This window comes from Arthrobacter sp. 05N428_2, from assembly GCF_056397065.1.
Genome location: NZ_JBFTMR010000009.1, coordinates 1 through 15,104, shown reverse-complemented (window position 1 = coordinate 15,104; position 15,104 = coordinate 1). Strand labels below are relative to the sequence as shown.

General features: G+C 68.3%; 15 protein-coding genes and 1 pseudogene. 9 read left to right on the top strand and 7 right to left on the bottom strand.

Annotation, left to right across the window (positions count from 1 at the left end; genetic code table 11):
* Positions 1–46: 46 nt before the first annotated feature.
* On the bottom strand, positions 47–1,135 hold the full coding sequence (locus tag AC1DGI_RS11620; RefSeq protein ID WP_476898926.1) for an adenosine deaminase: 1,089 nt from the start codon (positions 1,133–1,135) through the stop codon (positions 47–49).
* Between the two features lie 66 nt (positions 1,136–1,201).
* On the opposite strand from AC1DGI_RS11620, the gene uvrA reads away from it, so the two are divergent.
* Both uvrA and AC1DGI_RS11610 read left to right on the top strand, forming a co-directional pair.
* Complete coding sequence (uvrA, locus tag AC1DGI_RS11615; RefSeq protein ID WP_476898925.1) at positions 1,202–3,757, top strand: excinuclease ABC subunit UvrA; 2,556 nt, start codon at positions 1,202–1,204, stop codon at positions 3,755–3,757.
* Between the two features lie 220 nt (positions 3,758–3,977).
* The gene (locus tag AC1DGI_RS11610) at positions 3,978–4,628 is read left to right on the top strand and encodes a transglycosylase family protein (protein WP_476898924.1); all 651 of its coding nucleotides are present in this window, start codon (positions 3,978–3,980) and stop codon (positions 4,626–4,628) included.
* A 116-nt stretch (positions 4,629–4,744) separates the two neighbouring features.
* On the opposite strand, the gene AC1DGI_RS11605 is transcribed toward AC1DGI_RS11610, so the two are convergent.
* The gene (locus AC1DGI_RS11605) at positions 4,745–5,317 is read right to left on the bottom strand and encodes a hypothetical protein (RefSeq protein WP_441399711.1); all 573 of its coding nucleotides are present in this window, start codon (positions 5,315–5,317) and stop codon (positions 4,745–4,747) included.
* Positions 5,318–5,462: 145 nt separating this feature from the next.
* On the opposite strand from AC1DGI_RS11605, the gene AC1DGI_RS11600 reads away from it, so the two are divergent.
* A complete protein-coding gene (locus AC1DGI_RS11600; protein ID WP_476898923.1) occupies positions 5,463–6,365 on the top strand; it encodes an MSMEG_6728 family protein in 903 nt (300 codons plus the stop codon).
* 86 nt (positions 6,366–6,451) lie between these two features.
* Here AC1DGI_RS11600 and AC1DGI_RS11595 read toward each other — a convergent pair whose 3' ends face one another.
* Positions 6,452–6,916: a hypothetical protein gene (locus AC1DGI_RS11595; protein ID WP_476898922.1), complete on the bottom strand. Its 465-nt coding sequence runs from the start codon at positions 6,914–6,916 to the stop codon at positions 6,452–6,454.
* Between the two features lie 231 nt (positions 6,917–7,147).
* Between AC1DGI_RS11595 and AC1DGI_RS11590 the strand changes: the two genes are divergently transcribed.
* Entirely contained in the window at positions 7,148–8,011 is an 864-nt protein-coding gene (locus AC1DGI_RS11590) for a response regulator transcription factor (protein WP_476898921.1), read from the top strand.
* A gap of 57 nt (positions 8,012–8,068) precedes the next feature.
* On the top strand, positions 8,069–9,262 hold the full coding sequence (locus AC1DGI_RS11585) for a GAF domain-containing sensor histidine kinase (RefSeq protein WP_476898920.1): 1,194 nt from the start codon (positions 8,069–8,071) through the stop codon (positions 9,260–9,262).
* On the opposite strand, the gene AC1DGI_RS11580 is transcribed toward AC1DGI_RS11585, so the two are convergent.
* The 3 genes from AC1DGI_RS11580 to AC1DGI_RS11570 form a co-directional block, all read right to left on the bottom strand.
* A complete protein-coding gene (locus AC1DGI_RS11580) occupies positions 9,259–9,642 on the bottom strand; it encodes a hypothetical protein (protein ID WP_476898919.1) in 384 nt (127 codons plus the stop codon). The two genes, AC1DGI_RS11585 and AC1DGI_RS11580, sit on opposite strands and share 4 nt — an antisense overlap.
* Before the next feature lie 17 nt (positions 9,643–9,659).
* Positions 9,660–10,376: a signal peptidase I gene (locus tag AC1DGI_RS11575; protein WP_476898918.1), complete on the bottom strand. Its 717-nt coding sequence runs from the start codon at positions 10,374–10,376 to the stop codon at positions 9,660–9,662.
* A gap of 95 nt (positions 10,377–10,471) precedes the next feature.
* The gene (locus AC1DGI_RS11570; RefSeq protein ID WP_476898917.1) at positions 10,472–11,086 is read right to left on the bottom strand and encodes a TasA family protein; all 615 of its coding nucleotides are present in this window, start codon (positions 11,084–11,086) and stop codon (positions 10,472–10,474) included.
* Positions 11,087–11,274: 188 nt separating this feature from the next.
* Here AC1DGI_RS11570 and AC1DGI_RS11565 point away from each other — a divergent pair, with 188 nt between their 5' ends.
* The 3 genes from AC1DGI_RS11565 (at position 11,275) to AC1DGI_RS11555 (ending at position 13,388) form a co-directional block, all read left to right on the top strand.
* Complete coding sequence (locus AC1DGI_RS11565) at positions 11,275–12,207, top strand: SDR family oxidoreductase (protein WP_476898916.1); 933 nt, start codon at positions 11,275–11,277, stop codon at positions 12,205–12,207.
* A 63-nt stretch (positions 12,208–12,270) separates the two neighbouring features.
* Positions 12,271–12,660, top strand: coding sequence for a DUF1622 domain-containing protein (locus tag AC1DGI_RS11560; RefSeq protein ID WP_441402229.1), 390 nt, complete (start codon positions 12,271–12,273; stop codon positions 12,658–12,660).
* An 8-nt stretch (positions 12,661–12,668) separates the two neighbouring features.
* Positions 12,669–13,388 (top strand): YqjF family protein, encoded by a 720-nt coding sequence (locus tag AC1DGI_RS11555; protein ID WP_441402230.1) that lies wholly within the window; start codon positions 12,669–12,671, stop codon positions 13,386–13,388.
* A 55-nt stretch (positions 13,389–13,443) separates the two neighbouring features.
* Here AC1DGI_RS11555 and AC1DGI_RS11550 read toward each other — a convergent pair whose 3' ends face one another.
* Entirely contained in the window at positions 13,444–14,697 is a 1,254-nt protein-coding gene (locus tag AC1DGI_RS11550) for an APC family permease (protein WP_441402231.1), read from the bottom strand.
* Between the two features lie 170 nt (positions 14,698–14,867).
* On the opposite strand from AC1DGI_RS11550, the pseudogene AC1DGI_RS11545 reads away from it, so the two are divergent.
* A pseudogene (locus AC1DGI_RS11545) lies at positions 14,868–15,104 on the top strand (HNH endonuclease signature motif containing protein); the annotation flags it as partial.

Sequence of the window (15,104 nt, the reverse complement as noted above, 5' to 3'; positions counted from 1 at the left end):
GCCGTCCGCCCGTTTTGGCGACCATAGCTGATAGGGCAACACGGGGTTAGCGTCCCGAGGCGGCGAGTTCGGCGAGCAACTCAGTCTTGCGTTCCTCGCTTGCGAACGAGGACCGGATGGAGTTGGCCGCGAGGCGCACACAGTCGAATTCGGACAGGCCGATCACGGACTTAATCTGGGCAAAGTTGTCATCCACGTAGCCGCCGAAGTACGCCGGATCGTCCGAGTTCACGCTGACGTTCAGCCCGGCCGCCAGCATGCCGGCCAGCGGGTGCCCGGCCAGGGTGTCGACCGCGCGGAGCCGGACGTTGGAGAGCGGGCACACGGTCAGCGGCAGGTGCTCGTTCACCAGGCGCTCCACCAGTTCCGGGTCTTCCATGCAGCGGATGCCATGATCGATCCGCTCCACGTCCAGGAGCTCCAGCGCCTCGATGATGTACGACGGCGGGCCCTCCTCGCCGGCGTGCGCGATCCGCCGCAGCCCGGCGTCCTTGGCCCGCGCGAAGAGCCGTTCAAACTTCGACGGCGGATTGCCGACCTCGGCCGAGTCCAGCCCGATCCCGACGATCGGCGCGTTCATGGCCAGCAGCTGCTCCAGCACCGCGAGCGCCGACTCCTCCGGCTGGTCGCGCAGGAACGCGGCGATCAGCAGGGTGGAGATGCCGAACTCCTGCTCCGAGCCGGCCAGCACCGACGCGACCCCGTTGACGCAGGTCTCCAGGGCGACCCCGCGGGACAGGTGCGCCTGCGGATCCAGCATGATCTCGGCATGCCGCACTCCGGCGGCCGCGGCCCGGGTCAGATAGGCGCGGGTCATGTCCGCGAAGTCCTGCTCGGTCCGCAGCACGGCCATGTTGGCGTAGTACAGGTCCAGGAATGACTGCAGGTCCGTGAACTCGTAGCGGGCGCGGAGCTCGGCGAGGTCCGCGTACGGCAGGGCAATCCCGTTGCGTTCGGCGAGCGCGAAGATCAGCTCCGGTTCCAGCGTGCCCTCGAGGTGCAGGTGCAGTTCCGCGACCGGTAAAGCGGCGTGGACTTCCTCGGGGATTTCGGCGAACTCGGGGACGCCTTCAGCCTCCAGCTCAGCCTCCAGCTCTGCCTGCGGCGCCCGGGCGCCGCCGTCGTAAGTTTCCATTCGGTAAGGATATGCCCGCCGGAACGCGATAGGCCGCCGGAAGCCGCGCCGGATAGAGTCGAACAGATGCAGAACAATCAGCAGGCTTCCGATTCAGCCGGCCTGGTGCCGGACCATCCTACTGACGGCTTTGTCCGGGTCCGCGGCGCCCGGGAGAACAACCTGCGCAACGTGGACGTTGACGTGCCGCGCGACGCGATCGTCGCCTTTACCGGCGTCTCCGGCTCCGGCAAGTCGTCGCTGGCCTTCGGCACCATTTACGCGGAGGCCCAGCGCCGGTACTTCGAATCCGTGGCGCCCTACGCCCGGCGGCTGATCCAGCAGGGCCACAACCCGAAGGTGGAGCTGATCACCGGGCTGCCGCCCGCCGTCGCGCTCCAGCAACGCCGCGGCACCCCCAGCTCCCGCTCCACCGTGGGCACGGTGACGACGTTGTCCAACTCACTGCGCATGCTCTTCTCCCGCGCCGGCAGCTACCCCGAAGGCGCCGCGCCGCTGGACTCCGACGCGTTCTCGCCCAACACGGCCGCCGGCGCCTGCCCGGAATGCCACGGCCTGGGCATCGCCCACACCGTCACCGAGTCTTCACTGGTTCCGGACCCCTCGTTGAGCATCCGCGACGGCGCGATCGCCGCGTGGCCCGGCGCCTGGCAGGGCAAGAACCTGCGCGACGTGCTCACCCATCTGGGCTACGACGTCGACACGCCGTGGCGGAAGCTACCCAAAAAGGAGCGCGACTGGATTCTCTTCACCGAGGAACAGCCCGTGGTGGAGGTGACGCCGCAGCGCGACCGCGTGGCCAAACCGTACAAGGGCCGCTTCTGGAGCGCCCGCAGCTACGTGCTGCATACCCTGGCGGACTCCAAGAGCAACACCATGCGCGAGAAGGTGCTGCGCTTTATGGAAACCGGCCCGTGCCCCCGCTGCGGCGGCAGCGGCTTGCGCCCGGAGGCCCTGGCCGTCACGTTCGCCGGCCGCACCATCGCCGAGCTCAACGCCGTGCCGATGACTGAGCTGACCCAGATCATCAGGCCCACGGCCGAACTCACCGAGGCCGGGACGGCGTCGCGCCGGCTCCCGGCCGGCCAGTCCTCCGGCGAGCGCAACGAGGTGGCCGTCGCCATCACCCGCGACCTGCTGCAGCGTGTCACCGTGCTGGTGGACCTTGGCCTGGGCTACCTCGCGCTGGGCCGCTCGACCCCTACCCTCTCCCCCGGCGAGATGCAGCGCCTGCGGATTGCCACGCAGCTGCGTTCCGGGCTCTTCGGCGTGATCTACGTGCTCGACGAGCCCTCCGCAGGCCTGCACCCGGCCGACGCCGAGCCTCTCCTGGCCGTGCTGGACCAACTCAAGTCCTCGGGGAACTCGGTGTTCGTGGTGGAGCACAACATGGACGTGGTCCGCCGCGCCGACTGGCTGGTGGACGTGGGCCCGCGCGCCGGTGAGGGCGGCGGGGAGGTGCTCTACAGCGGGCCGGTGGCCGGGCTGGCCGACGTGGAGGCGTCCGTGACCCGGCCGTACCTGTTCCCGGACGGCGCCCGCCAGCAGACGCACGACGGCGGGAAACACGCCCGCCGCGAGCCTGCCGGCTGGCTCGAGCTGCGCGACATCAGCAGGCACAACCTCCAGGACCTCGATGCCAGCTTCCCGCTCGGCGTGCTGACGGCAGTGACCGGCGTGTCCGGCTCGGGCAAGTCGACGCTGGTCAGCCAGGTCCTCGCCGAGGTCGCCGGCGCCTGGCTGCACCCGGACGCCGCCGCAGCAGCGGAGGAGTCACCGGATGACGTCGAGCCCGGCGCCCCGCTGAGCGTCGGTCCGGTGTCCGGGCTGGAGCAGATCGACCGGCTGGTGCGGGTCGACCAGAAGCCGATCGGCCGCACCCCTCGGTCCAACCTCGCCACCTACACCGGGCTGTTCGACGCCGTCCGCAAGGAATTTGCCGCCACGGACGAGGCAAAGGCGCGCGGCTACGGGGCCGGCCGCTTCTCCTTCAACGTGGCCGGCGGCCGCTGCGACACCTGCCAGGGCGAAGGGTTCGTGGCCGTCGAACTGCTCTTCCTTCCTGGCAGCTACGGCCCGTGCCCGGTGTGCCACGGTTCGCGCTACAACCCGGAAACCCTGGAAGTCAGCTACCGGGGCAAGAACGTGGCCGAAGTGCTGGGCATGACGGTCAACGCCGCCGCCGAGTTCCTGGCCGAGGTCCCCGCCGCTGCGCGCGCCCTGCAGACCCTGCGCGAGGTGGGCTTGGGCTACCTCCGCCTGGGCCAGCCCGCCACCGAGCTCTCCGGCGGGGAGGCACAGCGCATCAAGCTCGCCACCGAGCTGCAGCGGGCCCAACGCGGGCACTCGCTCTACCTGCTGGACGAGCCCACCACAGGACTGCACCCGGCCGACGTCGAACTCCTGATGGCGCAGCTGCAGCGCCTGGTGGACGCGGGCAATACGGTGGTGGTGGTGGAGCACGAGATGGACGTAGTGGCCGCCGCGGACTGGGTCATCGATCTGGGCCCGGCGGGGGGCGACGCCGGCGGCAAGATCGTCGCCGCCGGGGAACCGGCCGTCGTCGCGCGCTCCAAAACCAGCAGAACGGCGCCGTACCTAGCGGCGGTGCTGGGCGGCTGATTGTTCGCCCGAAACCCCCGTAGGGGTTGATCTGCGTCCCGTCCTGCCTTACCGTGGACGGATGCCCGCAGTCGGGCGTTTGCATGCCCGGTGCTACCTCCACCATGATCTGCCCGACCGGTAGCCACCGAAAATGACCTCTATTGTCAGGGGCGGGCAGAGTCGCGATAACGTCCGGGGACGGACCGAGCGCCGGTGGCCCTCAGGAGCAGCTGAAACCATGAAGACCTCAACCCTCACTACTGTCGCGCGCCGCGGAGCCACCTTGGCAGCCATCTCGGCTGCCGGCGTCGCCCTCTCCGCCACGGCGGCAAGCGCGGCCATCCCCACCGCCACGCCCACTTCCACCTGGGACTCGCTGGCCCAGTGCGAGAGCGGCGGCAACTGGAGCACCAACACCGGCAACGGCTACTCGGGCGGCCTGCAGTTCAGCCAGAGCACGTGGGCGGCCCACGGCGGCACCGGCGCGGCGGCCTCCGCCAGCCGCGAACAGCAGATCGCGGTGGCGCAAAATGTCCAGGCCAGCCAGGGCTGGGGAGCGTGGCCTGCCTGCGCCGCCAAGCTGGGCCTGAGCGGAGGCGCGGCCGCGGCCCCTGCCGCCGCACCGGTCCAAACGCCCGCACCGGTCCGGTATGCGCCGGCCCAGGCCGCCCCGGTCCAGGCGGCACCCGTTCAGGCGGCGCCGCGGCACGTCGCCGCGGTGGCCCTGAGCGGCCAGACCTACACGGTCCAGAGCGGCGATAGCCTGAGCAAGATCGCTGACCAGCTCAACATCAAGGGCGGCTGGCAGACCCTGGCCGACGCCAACGCGGCCACCATCAGCAATCCGAACCTGGTGCTCACCGGCCAGGTCCTGCAGCTCCCGGCCTAAAGTGGCGGCCTGCGCTGCAGCGGAATGACTGACGCAGTGTGCTCGAACAGCAGTGTGATTAAAAACGACGACGCCGGGGCGCCCTTGGGGGCGGCTCCGGCGTCGTCGTAAGGCGGTCAAACGGCCCGCGGGAGTTCGCGGACGATGCGGACCTTCCAGGCGGCGTCGTCGCTGGTGTCCAGCAGGGCCACGGTGCCCTGGGCGAGGTGCAGTGCGACCCGCTTGGCCGCGAGCAGTTCCAGGTAAAGCTGTTCGTTCATCCGGGCGGGGGTGTCGATCACGTACTTCACCGCGTCGCGGACCTTGCGGTAGTTGGCGCTGCGCTCCCGGTGCAGGTGAAGTTCGAGCAACCGGCGCTGCCGTAACTTGGGCTCATGCCGGTTCAGCCAGGACACGGCCGCGTGGACGGCCACCACCAGCGTCAGCGAGATGACGTAGATTTCCCAGCCGCTGGAGAGCAGGAAGAGTGGCAGGTTGGCGATGGCGACGAGGGCGATGAGGAGCCGGAACGCCATCAGCCGCCGCATGGTCAGAGCCATCGAGGCCAGGGCCGCGCGGAAGCCGCTCTGCTCCTTGCGGGCCTCGGCAGGGTTCAGCGTGAATTCTTCGAGGACCAGGATGCCGTTGGCCTCCGGTCCGAGCATTTGTCCGTATTTGGGCGCAAAGGGCGCCGCTGCTTCAAAGGTCATGGCGGGTCTTCCGGGCGGCAGTGGTGGTTCCCATAAATGATAGAGCCCGCAGCTGGGAACTGTCTGTAGCATTTCGCGGTGTGAACGCGCTCACCCGCGAGCCCCAGCAATTGGCGTTGCGGCCCGGTGGCCCCAAACTGGAGAGATGCAGACTTTCCTCCCCTTCCCCGATTTCCGGCAGAGCGCCGCGGCCCTTGACCGCGTGCGGCTCGGCAAGCAGCGTGTTGAAGCGTTGCAAATGCTGCGCGCGCTGGTGATTCCCGAGTACGGCTGGCAGTCCCACCCGGCCGTCCGGATGTGGATGGGCCATGTCCCGGCGCTGACCATGTACGGTCTGGCCGTGGTGGACGAATGGACCGCCCGGGGCGGCGAGGACACCACCCGGGACAAGATCATGGAGTTCGCTCCGCAGGCAGCGCACCCGGACTACGCTGCCAAGATTCCGATGCCCTACTGGCTGGGGAACCCGGACTTCCACCTCAGCCACCGCTCCCGGCTGCTGGCCAAGGACCACCGGTTCTACGCCTCGGTGTTCCCTGGCACGGACCCGGACCTTGAGTATGTCTGGCCCGAACCCAAGCACGAGCTGCTGCCGGAAGATCCCGCCGGCGACCGCATGTGGGTCCTCCGCCTGCCGCTGGACGACACCGATCCGCAGCAACTGGACACCATCAGCCTGCCGCCGGTGCGGGGCACCAGGGCCGATGCCGCCGCGGACGACTACCAGTTTGTCTACGCGGACAACCCTTCCCGCAGGCCGGACAAGAACGCACGCAAGCGCCCCGCCAAGCCGCTGGTGAAGAAGCCCACGCGCAAGCGGCTGGCGCAGGAAGAGGCTTTCACCACGCTGCCCGGGAAGTCCGTCGTGGCGATCCCGTTCGACGGCGGCCAGTCATTCGCCGTCGGCGAGGTGCAGGGCCGTCCCGTCACGGTGGACGGCAAGTTCGCCCGCAATTTCCAGGTCAGCGAGATCCTGGCGCGCCGGGACTTCGACTACCCGGCACTGCTGCAGGACCCGCGGGTGTTCTTCCCGATCGCTGCCCGCTGACCTGACGGCCGGGCCCCGGCTTCGGGCGGAGGCGCCGCGGAGCGCCGCGGCCCCGGTCCGGTCCGGTCCGGTCCGCGCCGGGCTGGTCAGCAGATCGCGGTTTGTTTAAACTCAGGTCCGGTCCACGACCCGACCTGAGCGGACACCGTGAAGGTATATTTTCCCTTGCCGCTGCCGGAAGACATGGTGACCTGGACCTTGCCCCCAGCGGCAATCGGGACTAGGGACGGTGCTCCAGTCGGCGGCGTCAGCGTCGCTGTATATCCGGTGGCGCGGTCGACCGCGCTCACTGACGTAAAAGTGATGCTGGCACCCTTTTGTCCGCGATCGTTGGTGCACTGGAGTGTGCCATTGACTGATGCGGGGGCGGGAATCGTGTAGGTCCCGACGCTCAGGGAGGCGTTGGTGCCAGCGGTGAAGGCAGCATAGGCAAGCCCAGGGGCGCCCAGCACCAGGGCCAGGGCCACGGGCACCGCAAACAGCCGACGTAACCGCTCGCGCCGTACGGGCGAAGCCCGCGGGGCTGGCGGTACGGGCCGGGCGACGTTCACTGCTTACTCCCTGTTTGGGCGGTTCATCTGGCAGCTCCCAGTTTGGCAGTCCGTTTTCAACGCGAACCCGGGTAAAACTTCAACATTTGCTCAAGAAAACCGCGTTAACGTAGAGTCCAGTGTGTTGTATGTGGTTCGTGTCGCACCTTGTGACTCATGTGATAGCAGGGACAAAGTCTCTTTGTCTGAGAAGCTGGGGTTATGTTCGGTCCGGTCAGTCAGCTCCGCGCTGTGGTTATAGATGACGACGCCGATATTCGCCTGCTGATTCGCCGGACGCTGGAGATGCAGGGCTTCGCCGTTTCCGAAGCCGGCACCGGCGCTGAGGCGCTGCTGGGCATCCAGGAATATGGTCCGGACCTTGTCACCCTGGACCTCAATCTTCCCGATTTGGACGGCGTGGAAGTCTGCCGCCGACTGCGCAAGTTCTCCGACGCTTACGTCATCATGATCACGGCCCGGGGCGACGAGATTGATGAGTTGATGGGCCTGGAAATCGGCGCGGACGACTTCATTAGCAAACCGTTCAGCCCCCGGACCGTCCAGGCTCGGATCACGGCCGTGCTCCGCCGCCACCGGCCCACTCCGCAAAGGCCCACGCCGCAACGCCGCGCCTCAGACTTCATGCCCCGCGCCGCTGGCGCCACGCCGGACGAAGCCCACCACAACCCGGGACGCCGGGCCGGAGACGTCGCTCCCGCCGCCGCCTCCGTCGCTCCCGCCGTCGTTTCGGGCGCCGCCGCGGCGCCGGAACCCGATCCGCGGCGCGACGAGGCCGACGGCGTCGTCCGGCACGGCCCGCTGGTCGTCGAGGTCGAGGGCCGGACCGCGTCGCTGGACGGCACCGAACTGGTGTTGACGCGCACGGAATTTGATCTTCTCGAAGCACTCGCCTGCGCCCCCGGCCGCGTGTGGACCCGAAAGGCGCTCCTCACCAAGGTGTGGGGCATGGAGTGGCCCATGGATGAGCACCTCGTCGAGGTACACATCGGCAACCTGCGCAAAAAGCTGGGCGACAAGGGCCGCGAACCACGGTTCATCCGCACTGTGCGCGGCGTTGGTTACCGGATGGCGCCAGCGGAAGCGGTGGGGTAGCTGTCAACTACACCGTCCGTCCAGGTCGAAGCGCAGGACGAGGCCGCGCGTCAGTCCATGCTGGCGGGGTACGGGCTACCGCGCCTCGAACCGCTCCCGGAGAACAGCGGCGCACGCGTCCCGGACACGATGGGGCAGCTCCGGAAGCTACTCGTCCTTGCCACCACAACCACCGGCATTCCGTTCGGCGTCGTCAACATCATCACGGCCGATCAGCAACACCACATTGCCACTGTGGGGATCGATCCCGGCTTGTGTTCCCGCGAAGATTCAATGTGCAGCCGCGTCTTCCTCAGCGGCAGGACAACGGTGGTCCCGGACGCCTCGCGGGATCCCATGTTCCGGGACCATCCATTTGTCACGGGACAGCTTGCCGCCGTCCGGTTCTACGCGTCGGTGCCGCTCACCACGGCCGATGGATTCGTGCTGGGGTCGCTCTGCCTCTTCTCGCATGCCCCGGCCGAGCTCTCGGCTGAACGGACGCTGGCGCTTGAGATCATCGCCTCGCAGGTCGTCGAAGTCCTCGAACTCCAACATCACGCCCGGATGCTTGACCGGGCCCTTGAAGAAGCTCGGAACAGCAACAAACTGCTGGAGTCATTCGCCGGACGGATCAGTCACGATCTACGGAACCCGCTGACCAGTATCATCGGCTTCACCGAGCTGGGGGAGCTCAAAAGCTCCGCGGACGCAGAGGAACTCGGCATCATTGGCCGGACATCACGCCGGATGCTGGCCATGGTGGACGACATTTTGTCCTTTTCCCGGATCGGCGGCGCCCTCCGCTGCGGTGATGTGTCCCTGCTGGCATTGGTCCGCGACGTGGAGGAGGACCTGCGCTCGAGCCTCAGCGAAGTCGATGCCGAAATCGAAGTCTCGGACTTCGTCCTCCGCGCCGACGCCGAACAGCTTCGCATGCTCTTTCAGAACCTCATCCACAACGCCGTCACCTACCGCCGCCCCGGTGTGCGGCCCCGGATCCTGGTCAGGGCCGAAGCCATTGCCGACGGCGTTGAGATTCAGGTAGCGGATAACGGCAAGGGTATTCCTATGGCGGATTGGGAACGCGTCACTCAACCGCTGGTCCGGTTGCACCGCGAGGACGACCCGCCCGGTTCCGGACTGGGGCTGGCGACCTGCCTCCGGATCGCCAACGCCCACGGCGGCAGCTTGTGGATCAGTTCGGGCCCCGACGGCGGTACGGTCGTCTCCGTCAGACTGCCGGCGTCCCCGGTTGGGCCGTACGGCTAGGGCGTCCTGGTCCTAGTTCGGAGATCCTGGCGCGAGGATTCCGAGGATTCCGCGGAGCTGACGAGTTTGTTGACGTGGTGCGCGAAGTCAGCGATGGTGGAGTCGAGTTCGCCCGCAGCGGCCTTGGCTGCCGTCAGGTCACCGGCGCGGATATTCCGCTCGACGGCCCGGCTGCGGCCCTCCAGCTGAACCGCTCCGGCCATCGCCGCCGAGGTCGCCACGCTGAGGACCGCGACCAATGCGCGCTCGGCCAGGCTGCTGTGGACGCACGCCACCCTGCGGGGCAGGCTGTCGAGGAAGCGGCCCACGAAACGTACGGCGCAGGTTCGCGAATCCAGCTCGGCGGCGAGCTTATCGATCTGCCGGATATCCAGGACCATGCCGCTTCCGTGGCAGTTCACGGCCGGCCCCGTTCCGGGTCGGCGCCCGGGATGCCGCCTCTTTGGCCGGCTGCTCCGTCCGCGGCCCCGGCCGGCTTCCGCCAGATCGAGGTCAGCACCACTACGACGAGCAGCCCGCAGGCACCGTACAGGAAGACGGCCTGGACCAAGGGCTGGCGCAGGGCCCGGATGACGTCACCGAGGTACGGCACGACCCCGGCCTGGACATAGACATGGTCTTCGGACAGCACGGCCGTCCAGGGGTCTGCCCCCGCATTGGCATCGCCCTTGGTGGTCACCGAGGTCACGCCGGCGTCGCCGCGCTTGATGCTCGCCACCCGGTGCGTTTCGACCCGGTGGTCGTCGATCGGGATGCTGTACGTGATCACGTCACCGACTTTGAGCTCAGACACGGGCGTCCGGACGCTGACCACCACATCCCCCGGGTTGATACCGGGGGCCATGCTGCCGGTCAACATGGTGGACGTCTGGTAGTTCAGGAATCGCGGACCCACCGCAAGAAACAGAAACAGCAGGGTTGCGACAGCGAGGGTGAGTGTAAACACCGCGCGTCCGCCGGCGGCAGCGACTTTCGACGCCGTGACGCCCGTCAGCTTGCTCGAGGTTTGCGCCCGGCGCCGCCCACGCCCCGTTCCGGGGACCCCCGGCTCAGTGCCAGTGACCGGCGGGGTCTGGCTGGCCGTCGAACGGCTCGGGGTGATGACGGTGCTCACGGGTTCCTCCCCTGCGCTGCGGATATCGGGTAGTGGCGAGGAGCTCAAGCCGGCCGGGTCCAAGCGGCCTGAGCTCCTGTGATTCTTGCTGCCGCTTACTTGTTAGCGGCGCCGCGCTGGATGGCGTCGAAGGAGAAGCCCATGGTGCTGTTCAAGCCCTGGAAGGTGTTGTCCGCCGTCTGCGGGACGGTCAGCGCAACCCGGAGGTAGTCAGTCTTGGTTGCGGTCAGTGAGGCGAGTCCGGTCAGTGCGAGGCTGCTGCCGGTCACGGCCCGCGACGCCAGAACAGCGCTGGTGGTGCCGGAGCAGGTGTACGTGAATGAGGGGGACGTTCCGGCCTCGGTCCACGGCACGGAGCAGCCGTCAATCTTCATCTGTAGGCCGTTGACGGCGTCCGTGTCGAGCTTGGAGGACGGCGACGCCGTCGTGGTGAGGGTGATGGACGCGAGGTTCTGGTCGCCGCCGTTGTTGAGGGTGACAGCACGCTGGATGCTGTCACCCGGGACGGCGCCGGCGGCAGCAACGCTCAGCCGGTTACTTGCCCCGCTGCCGACGGCAAGGTTGACGGTACCGGAGTTGACGGCCGCGGAAGCAGACGTACTGGTGGTGAAGCCACCGTAGGTGCCCATGCCGGCCACACCCGCGGCTGCGGCGAGGAGTGCTGCGGAGGCAAGGACCTTGCTGGACGTGGACTTGAGGTTGAGACCCATCAGATTTTCCGTTTCGTGGGGCCGGCCGACCGGCCAGGCGAAGTATTTGTGTCCGCCAGCCTCACTGGCTGACCCCTACTACGATGCCCGGCCTCCTTCAAGGCAAGGCTTCGGTCCACGACAAGATCACTTCAAGTTTTCCTCAAGGCGGTCAGTGGAGCTGCTCAATGGCTGGCAGACTGGCCCGTATGACTGTACTGCTGGCCGGTTGCGGCGACCTGGGCACCGAGGCCGGACTGCGCTTTGCCGCTGCCCGACACCGCGTAGTGGGCTGGCGGCGGTCCCCGGAAAAGCTGCCGGCCGCCATCGAAGGTGCGGCGGCGGACCTGACCACCGGCGAACTGCCACCGGTCCCGGCGGACACCACCGCCGTCGTCGTCGCAATCGCGGCGGGCTCCCCCACCGAGGAAGCTTACCGGGCGGCCTATGTGGACGGGCTGGCGCATGTGCTCGACGCCGTGGGGGCCTCCGGCGCCCCCGTCCGGCGGGTGCTGTTCGTGTCCTCCACCGCGGTCTACGGCGACGCCGACGGCGGCTGGGTGGACGAATCGACGGCGCCGAATCCCGGCGGGTTCTCCGGCCGCATCATCCGCGAGGCCGAGGAACTGCTCCACACCCGGCTGCAGGGGACCGGAGTTTCGGCCGTGGTGTTGCGGCTTGGCGGGATTTACGGCCCTGGCCGTACCCGGTTGATCGACCAGGTGCGGGGCGGGAACGCCAAGATCCCGGCGGAACCCCGCTATACCAACCGGATACACCGCGACGACGCCGCTGCCGCCATCGTGCACCTGTGCAGCATGGATCCCGAGCCGGCACCCGTGTACCTGGGCGTGGACAACGAACCCGCCGAACTCGGCGAGGTGCTGCGGTTCCTGGCCGCCGAGCTGGAGCTACCGGAACCGGCATCGGAGTCCGGTGCCGGGGCGGGCGCGGCCTCCGGGGTTGGCAGGGGCTCCGGGGGCGGCTCCGGCGATGGCACCGGGGGCGGCGAGCCGTCGCGGGGCGGGAACAAGCGCATCAGCAACGCATTGCTGCGGGGCACCGGCTTCGAGTTCCGGTATCCGAGCTTCCGCGAGGGATACCGGTCCGTGCTGGGCGGCGTCGGCGAGCGGCATCCATGACGAGGCGGCACCGGAACGGGGCCGCGCAGCACTAGATTTCACACCCAACTTTTGAGGGGCAGCATGGATTTTCAGCACATCATTGAGGCGATTGGCGGCTTCATGGATTTCGCCGGCGTGGCTGTGATGGTGATCGGCGCCCTGGTGTCGTTGCCGTTGGCCCTGCGTGGCTTCCAGCCGCGCCGTCTTCCTGCCGGTTCCGAACCGCTCACGGTGTACCGGTCGTATCGGCAGTTGCTGGGCCGCTCCATCCTGCTCGGCCTTGAGCTGCTGGTGGCAGCCGACATCATCCGGACCGTCGCCGTGACCCCCACCTTCGAGAGCGTGGGCGTGCTGGCCATCATCGTGCTGATCCGGACCTTCCTGAGCTTCTCCCTCGAGCTGGAAATCACCGGGCGCTGGCCCTGGCAGAAGCAACCCGCGGGCGACCAAGCGGCCGCGACGGCGAGCTGACGCGGCATATGGAGCCGGATCCCTGGCCTTTGGCGCCGGAGCTGCCCCGACCGGTCATCATGGCGCAGCGCTGGACCGACGCGGTGTTCCTGCACTGGCGCGTTCCCCGGCCGGTCGCGGCGTCGTTCATGCCGGTTGGCGTGGTCCCGGACGAGTTCGATGGGTCGGCCTGGGTGGGGCTCATCGGTTTCCGCATGCAGGGCGCGGGCGTGGGTAGGGGCCCGGGGATCCCCTACTTCGGCAGCTTCAACGAGGTCAACGTGCGGCTCTACTCCCGGGAACCGGACGGCACGAGGGGTGTCGTGTTCCTGAGCCTGGACGCATCGCGCTTGGCGGTGGTGCTGGCGGCCCGTGCTGCGGGCATCCCGTACGTCTGGTCCCGTGGGCACTTCCGCGCGGCCACGCCGGACGGTTCAGTTGGGTATTCTGTTCGTCGGCTGCGTGGTGGGGAGGGGAGCGATTTCGCTGTTGTCCCGCAGTTCGACGCTGACGCCGACGATCCGCTGTCCGTCCACCTCACAGCGCGGTTCGGTTTACATTCCCGGTTCCGCGGCAACACGCTCTACATTCCCAACGCCCACGGCCCCTGGCCGTTGTTCCGGGCGGAGCTGACGGAGTTGGAGGATGAGCTCGTCGCGGCAGCAGGCATTGCAGTCTCCGGGCCGCCCGATTCGGTGCTGTTCTCGCCCGGGGTCCACACCCAGTTCGGCCGGCCGAGGGTGCTGTAAGGCTTGTCGTAGCGCGCTTGCCCGTCGAGGTCGCGCGGGTCGCCGTCGTCGGGGGTCAGGACTTCCTGCGCTGCCGGGCCACGCGCAGAACTATCCCGACCACGAACATGAGGACTCCCAGCGCCACGGAGAAGGGTGGGAGGGTCGCGACCAGGGCCACGCAGGCCGCGGCGCCCAAGACCTGGAGCGCCTTGGGGTAGCGGCGGTCCGCGGCCGGCTGCGTGAAGGCGGCAAGGTTGGCGACCAGGTAGTAGATGAGCACGCCGAACGAGGAGAAGCCGATCGCGCCGCGCAGGTCGGCGACCGTGATGATCCCGCTGATCACCACTGCCAGGGTGACCTCGGCGCGGTGGGGAACCTTGTAGCGGGGGTGGACGGCGGCGAGCCAGTGCGGCAGATCGTGTTCGCGGGCCATCGCCAGGCTGGTCCGCCCGAGTCCGGCGATGAGAGCCAGGAGCGCGCCCAAGGCTGCGCCCGCCGCCCCTGCCCGAACTATAGGGCTGGCCCAGGTCATGGTCCCGGATTCGACGGCGGCGGCGAGAGGTGCGGGGTTGGCTGCCACTGCCTCGGGACCGATGGTCGCCAGCAGAGTGACGGCGATGATGGCGTAGACGATGATGGTGATACCCAGGGCGATGCCGATAGCGCGGGGAATGGTGCGGCGGGGGTTCCGGACTTCTTCGCCCATCGTCGCGATCCTGGCGTAACCGGCGAAGGCGAAGAACAGCAGGCCGGCTGACTGCAGAATCCCGTACCAGCCGTGGGCCAACAGCCCGTCCCCGAGAATTCTGGCCGGATCCGCCCCGGAACCACCCCAACAGGCGGCAACGGCAGTCGCGAGGGCCGCCAGCACCAGTACGACAAGGATGCGGGTGAGCCCGGCTGTCCGGGTGACGCCGCGGTAATTCACCGCGGCGAGGACGACGACGGCGCCGACGGCAACAGGCCGTTCCCACCCTGCCGGGGCGGCGTAGGCGGCGAATGTCATTGCCATGGCCGCTGCGCTGGCGGTCTTACCGATAACGAAGCCCCAGCCGGCCACGAAGCCGGCCCACGGTCCCAGGCGTTCACGGCCGTACACATAGGTTCCGCCCGAAGTCGGGTAAACGGCGGCGAGCTGGGCGGAGGAGGTGGCATTGCAGAACGCCACCATGGCCGCAACAACCAGTCCCACCAGCAGACCTGAACCGGCCACCGCCGCTGCCGGAGTGAAGGCCGCGAACACGCCGGCGCCGATCATCGATCCAAGACCGATCACAGACGCGTCAAGGGTGCCCAGCCGCCGCGCCAGAGCCTGAGGGTCACTCACGCGCTATGCCGCCGCATCGCCGCACGCAGCAATTCACGCTCGCCTCCGAATGTCGGGTAGGAGATCGAAATCCGATTCCTGGTCCCACGATACTTCCGCCCCCGCGTGGCCTTCGAGGCAGCAACGCTCGCAACTCCTTTAATGTCTGACCCCCTTGTTTGAATTGGTTCATGGGAATCGGTGCAGTTCTCGTCTCTCGTCCGGCCGGTCGGCCGGACGGTGATGAGCGCGGCGCCGCTCCGTCGCTCGGCAGTATTCTGGGCCAGTTGCGGGAGTTGAGTTCGACGGCGGCGCGGGACGCGGCGCTGCTCGGCTTCGCTGCGGCGGCGGACTTCGCCGGCGACGTCGAGGAGATCGCCCGGACCCTCGAATACCTGCAAATCGTCGCCGCCGGCGCCGTGGACCGC